Genomic DNA, 6,081 nt, shown 5'->3' with positions numbered 1-6,081 from the left:
CTATTTATGGGGAATAACCACACTACATAGGCTCTGCCTTGCCTAAATACCAAACATACTGCTGCAAATTTAACCTCGAAAGATAAACAGGCCCTAGGCTTGCATATCACATTTTATTCTATAATAATGACTGTATAAATAACCAGTTATTATTGTGGTGATGAAGAAGTTTATTCACATTGACATGGATTGCTTTTATGCAGCAGTAGAGATGCGAGATAATCCAAAACTTGCATGTGTACCGCTTGCTATTGGAGGCAATAGCCGACGAGGCGTGCTCTCAACCGCTAACTATATAGCTAGAGAGTATGGCGTACGATCGGCTATGTCGAACTATCATGCTAAACAATTATGCCCCGATTTAGTTATTGTCCCAGGGCGCATGGCTGTATACAAAGAAGCTTCAAACCAAATACGTGAAGTATTTAGCCGCTATACAGACTTAATTGAACCCCTTTCTTTAGACGAAGCCTATCTAGATGTAACAGACAGCACCGCTTGTAAAGGCAGTGCCACACTTATTGCACAGCAAATAAGAGCCGATATTTACAATGCTACAGGGCTCACTGCATCAGCAGGTATTGCACCGATTAAATTTATTGCCAAAATAGCCAGTGACGAAAACAAACCGAATGGTCAATTTGTCGTTTTGCCTGATGAGGTTGATGACTTTTTAGCGCAATTACCGCTTGGGAAAATTCCAGGAGTGGGCAAAGTAACGCTCGAAAAGCTAAATTTAAAAGGCTTATATACCGGCATGGATGTACGTGAAAAAGGCGTTAACTGGATGCAGCAACATGTGGGTAATTTTGGTGTGTCGCTTTATCAAAAATGTGCAGGTGAGTATGTTGGTAAAGTATCCACAGATCGTATAAGAAAATCGCTGAGTGTTGAACATACCTACGAGTACAACAAAACAAGTTTGCAAGAGTGCTTAGATGAGCTGCCAAGGTTGTTAGACGAATTAGTTTTAAGGCTAAATAAACAGCAGTTACAAAACCGTATTAATAAATTGAGTGTTAAGGTGAAGTTTGCAAATTTTGTAGTGACCTCTGCCGATCAGGTATATCACGAGCTCAACACAGAAATATTTGTTCAACTACTTACTAAGGCCTACCAGCGTGGGCTACAACAGCCTGTAAGATTACTTGGCATAGGCGTTGGCATTAAAAACGAGCCAGAGCAAAACTTCCAACTTAGTATTCTCGATTAAGCTGTAAAGCCTGTAACTCCAAGTTGCCATTTATTGACAGGTTATGTGATTAGCTCATCGCTCCTTGCTGGTCTTCAATATTTAAATCGACGATAATAGGGGCTTATGTTTTCTAACAGGACTTTATTTATGGCATACCCTCAAGCGGTTAGTGCAAGCCTTGAATGCACATCTCATGATGCGCTTATTATTATTAGTAATGACTTTTCTCAGTTACCAAATAACTCATTACGTGATGCTATTTTAGCTCAAGCAAACGTAGATTCTCGCATCGGTAAGCAAGTTACTTTATTAGTAATTGAAAACAAGCGCGTTGTACTTGCGCCAACCGGTCCGTTAAATAGAGATTACGACGACGTGCGTCGTTATTTTGATGCTGCTAAATTAGCAATTAACGAAGCAAAAGCGTCGGGCAGTATTAACCCTGCATTATTTTTACCAAATTTAAATGGCGATAGCCGTTATCAGCATGCTTTAGAAGTTGCTTATTTAGGCGCTTGCCAAGCCTTATGGCAGCCATTAGAAGCGCGTGAATATCACGGTGAAAGCATTGAACCAATTACACAGATTGGTTTAGTTGGCGCAAGCGAGCAAACTATTAAAGCTGTTAATGCAATTGCAGCTGGCCAATATGCAGCGCGTGACCTGTGTGGCACTGAACCTGAGCGTATGGCTCCCCCACGTTTTGCTGATTACTGCGTTGAATTGTTTAAAGGCTCAAACATTGCAGTTGACGTAATTGATGATATTGCAGCTATTGATAAAAATTACCCAATGCTAAGTACAGTTGCTCGCGCATCGTATGCAGTTGAGCGCCATCACCCACGTGTTGTCAAGCTTGAATATGTACCAGAGGGCGAAATTACTCGCACACTTATGTTTGTAGGTAAGGGCCTTGTATACGATACAGGCGGTGCAGATTTAAAAGTAGGCGGCCATATGGCAGGCATGAGCCGTGATAAAGGCGGCGCAGCTTCTGTTGCGGGCTTTATGAAAGCCGTTGCTGATTATCAGCCTAAAGGCGTTAAAGTGGTATCGTACTTAGCTGTTGTTCGCAACTCTATTGGCTCAGATTGTTTTGTGCCAGATGAAATTATTACTAGCCGTGAAGGTGTTCGTGTACGTATTGGTAATACCGATGCAGAAGGGCGTTTAGCAATGGGCGACCTGCTTAGCGAAATGAAAGATTTAGCTAAAGGTGAGATTAACCCAACGCTGTTTACTGTTGCTACATTAACGGGTCATGCAGCTCGCGCAATGGGTCCATACGGTGCGTATGTTGAAAATGGTCCAGCTCGTAGTGCTGGTGTTTCACGTCAAATAGCTGACCTTGGAGATTTGTGGGCCGATGGCGCTGAAGTATCGCGTTCACGCCGTGAAGACTACGACTTTATTAAACCACGTACGCTAGCTGACGATGTTTTATCTAGCAATAACGCAGCATCTGCCGTTACTGCTCGTGGACATCAGTTCCCTATGGCGTTTATGGCTATTGTTGGTGGGCTTGATAAGCACGGTAATGACTCTGCACAGCCTCTACCTTATGTTCATATGGATATAGCAGGTAGCGGTGTTGAAGGCGGTGATTGGCAGCATGGTAAGCCAACAGCTGCATCAGTAACGAGCTTGTTTGCACGTTATTGTTTGTAAGCTAAAAACTTACATGTAATAAAAAAGCCCTGTTAATTCAGGGCTTTTGCATTTTATGAGAACGCTATCGATTAATCTAATTTAAAACGATTAACTACGCTCGAAAGACCTTCGCTACTTTGTTTGAGATTATCACTGGCATCGGTAAGCTGCTTAGTATTATTTAATGATTGCTCAGTTGATTGAGATAGCTCATTTATACGCAAATTAACCTCGTCGGCAGCTTGCGTTTGTTGCTCTGTGGCACGTGCTATTTGGCTGTTCATTTCGGTAATAATTGAAACAAGTCGTTCTATTTCATTAAGTGAAGTATTGGCTGATGACGCCTGCTCTACGGTAGAAACTGAAAGTGCTTGGCTTGATTTAACTGCTTCTACTGCTGCTTTTGCACCTTCTTGTAGTTTAGTGATCATGGTTTGAATTTCGTCAGTACTTTGCCCTGTACGACTGGCCAATGTTCTTACTTCATCAGCAACAACAGCAAATCCTCGACCATGCTCTCCTGCGCGAGCAGCTTCAATGGCAGCGTTTAATGCCAGTAAGTTTGTCTGCTCCGATATACTTCTTATTACATCAAGCACAGAGCCTATATTATGGCTCTCGTTGGCTAAATCTTCTGTTACACGGCTGACTGTTTCAATGTTGCTTGAGAGCGTTTCTATTGCTGTAATTGTTTGCGCAACCACATTTTTACCCGTTGATGCGTTTTGTGCTGCATCCTTAGCTGCTTGCTCTGCTGCTTCAGCGTTACGGCTCACATCGTGTATTTGGTGAGTCATTTGCTCCATGGCAGCTGCAACTTGGGTTGAACTATCGTTTTGAAGCTCAATAAATGAGTGGCTTGTTCTACTTGAGTAGTCAACTGTATGCGCATGTTCGCTTACATCGTTTGCACTTTGTGCTACATGAACAAGTGACTCGCGCATTTTTAGAGCAAATAAATTAAATGAACGTGATAGTTCAGATATTTCATCATTACCGGATTCATTTAATTTACGAGTTAAATCGCCTTCGCCTTGTGAAATATCTTTCATCATATCGGCCGCTAAGCGAGTTGGTATTAAAATACTCTTACCTATAAAGTAACTAAGTAAAATAACAGCAATAATCATAATTATTGCACTGATGACTATAAGGTTACGTTGCTCGCTAAATGCTTCGTCAATTGAATCAAGGTAAACACCCGAGCCAATAATCCACTGCCATTGATTAAAACCTTTAACAAATGCGATTTTTTCAACCGGTTTATCTTTACCTGGTTTTGGCCATTTATAAGGGATAAATCCCTCGCCAGAGCGTTTAACTATATTTACCATATCAACAAACAATGCTTTGCCGTCAGGGTCCTTGTTATTAGTTAAATCTTTTCCATCAAGCGCAGGTTTTATAGGGTGCATAACCATTGTTGGCTGGTAATTGTTAATCCAAAAGTAATTGGTTTTGTCGTAGCGCAGTGCTTTTATTGCATTAAGTGCTTGTGATTGAGCTTGTTGTTGAGTGAGAGTGTTATCTTGTTCAAGCGCATAATAGTGCTCGATTATACTGTACGCCGTTTCTACTACATTTTGTGTTTTTATGTATTGCTCGTCTTTTAGCGAACTATATTGATGAGTTAGGCTCGATATACTAAGTATTATTAGTCCAAATACAACGATGGCTATTAACAGTGAAAAACGCTGGGATATACTAAAACTTCGTAGATTAGGCATACATTTATCCTCAAAAAGTGTGCGCTTTAGCGCATAGAATAAGCGTAGCTAAAAAAAGAGTTTAATCTAGGCTTAACGCCTATTAATGCAAAAAAAAAGGCTGATTTATCAATCAGCCTTTAGTCTGTTATTACTTTACTTGCTTATTTAACGTCAAAATGGCGATTAAAGAAGTTTGTAATTGTTTGATGTAAGTGTGTTTGCACTTGTTTACCGCGTAGGCTGTGCTTAGAGCCTGGGTAGGTCATCATTTCAAACTGTTTTTCGTTATCTTGCAGTTGTTTAAACAACTTAGTTGAATGCGTAAACAATACGTTGTCATCAGCCATTCCATGGTAAATCATTAATGGGCCTTTTAAGCCATCTGCATATGGAAATACTGCGCTGTCTTCATAGCCTTTAGCATTTGTATCGGGGTGACCTAAATAACGCTCTGTGTAATGTGTATCGTATAGAGCCCAATCGGTTACTGGAGCACCTGATACGCCGGCTTGAAAGTAATCGCCCGCTTTAAACATAGTCATAAGCGCCATGTAGCCGCCGTAGCTGTGGCCATAAACACCGATGCGTTGTGGATCAACGTAATCAAGTGTACGTAAAAACTCTACGCCTTTAATTTGATCGGCAACTTCAACCACACCTAAATGTTTATAAATAGCATCTTCAAACTTTTTACCACGGTTGTACGAACCACGGTTATCCAGTTGAAAAATTACGTAACCTTGTTGCGCCATGTACTGAAAGTACAAGTTTTTACTGCGCCAGCTATTCGTCACTCGTTGAGCATGCGGGCCGCCGTATACGTTAACAATAACAGGGTGCTTTTTGCCATCAGCAATGGTGCTAGGCTTAAATAAACGGTAATGCATAACTTGACCATCATCGGCTTTAATTGTGCCGTATTCTGGTTTTGTTAAGTCGCTTAAATAAGGAGTAAGGGGGTGGCTACTATCAAGCTTATTTTCTTCAAGCCAGGTAATAAATTCACCGTTTACTTTACGAAGTGCTGCTGAGTTTGGTTTATTATCAGAAGAGCTATTATCGATAAAGGTTTTGCTGTCCTTTGCTAGCACAACATTGTGGTACTGACCTTTTTCGGTAATACGTTTGGCATCGCCTTTTTTAAATAAAGGCGCGCTGTATAAATGGCTTTCAAGCGGTGTATCTTTTCGACCGGCAAAGTAAACAATGCCTTTTTTCTCATCAATACCTTTTAAGCTATCAACAGCCCAGTCACCTGAGGTAATTTGGCGAACAAGTTGACCGTTTGTACGATACAGATATAAATGTTTAAAGCCGTCGCGCTCAGATGCCCATACAAAGTGTTTTTTGTCTTTTAAAAACTCAAGATCAAAATGTAGGTTTATCCACGTTTCGCTATTTTCGGTCAGCGCTACTTTTTGGGCTTTAGTTTCGCTGTTATAAAAACGCAGTTCTAATTTATGTTGCGAGCGATTTTGCCATTGGTACGACAGTGTATTGCCGTCTTTTAGCCATTTAGCGCGTGCA

4 protein-coding genes are annotated in these 6,081 nt (G+C 41.0%); 2 read left to right on the top strand and 2 right to left on the bottom strand.

What is annotated here, in order from left to right; translation table 11 throughout:
* Positions 1–160: 160 nt before the first annotated feature.
* Complete coding sequence (gene dinB / locus H5072_RS09715; protein ID WP_182693405.1) at positions 161–1,213, top strand: DNA polymerase IV; 1,053 nt, start codon at positions 161–163, stop codon at positions 1,211–1,213.
* Between the two features lie 129 nt (positions 1,214–1,342).
* Positions 1,343–2,863: a leucyl aminopeptidase family protein gene (locus H5072_RS09710; RefSeq protein ID WP_182693404.1), complete on the top strand. Its 1,521-nt coding sequence runs from the start codon at positions 1,343–1,345 to the stop codon at positions 2,861–2,863.
* Positions 2,864–2,934: 71 nt separating this feature from the next.
* On the opposite strand, the gene H5072_RS09705 is transcribed toward H5072_RS09710, so the two are convergent.
* Both H5072_RS09705 and H5072_RS09700 read right to left on the bottom strand, forming a co-directional pair.
* Positions 2,935–4,572, bottom strand: a complete 1,638-nt coding sequence (locus H5072_RS09705) for a methyl-accepting chemotaxis protein (RefSeq protein WP_182693403.1) — start codon at positions 4,570–4,572, stop codon at positions 2,935–2,937.
* Between the two features lie 143 nt (positions 4,573–4,715).
* Positions 4,716–6,081 (bottom strand): prolyl oligopeptidase family serine peptidase (locus H5072_RS09700; RefSeq protein ID WP_182693402.1); only part of this gene is annotated, 1,366 nt, incomplete at its 5' end.

It is taken from the genome of Pseudoalteromonas sp. SR45-5, assembly GCF_014163565.1.
Lineage (GTDB): Bacteria > Pseudomonadota > Gammaproteobacteria > Enterobacterales > Alteromonadaceae > Pseudoalteromonas > Pseudoalteromonas distincta.
Note: the sequence above shows the minus strand (reverse complement) of the source record. Positions and strands in the feature narration are given on the sequence as shown.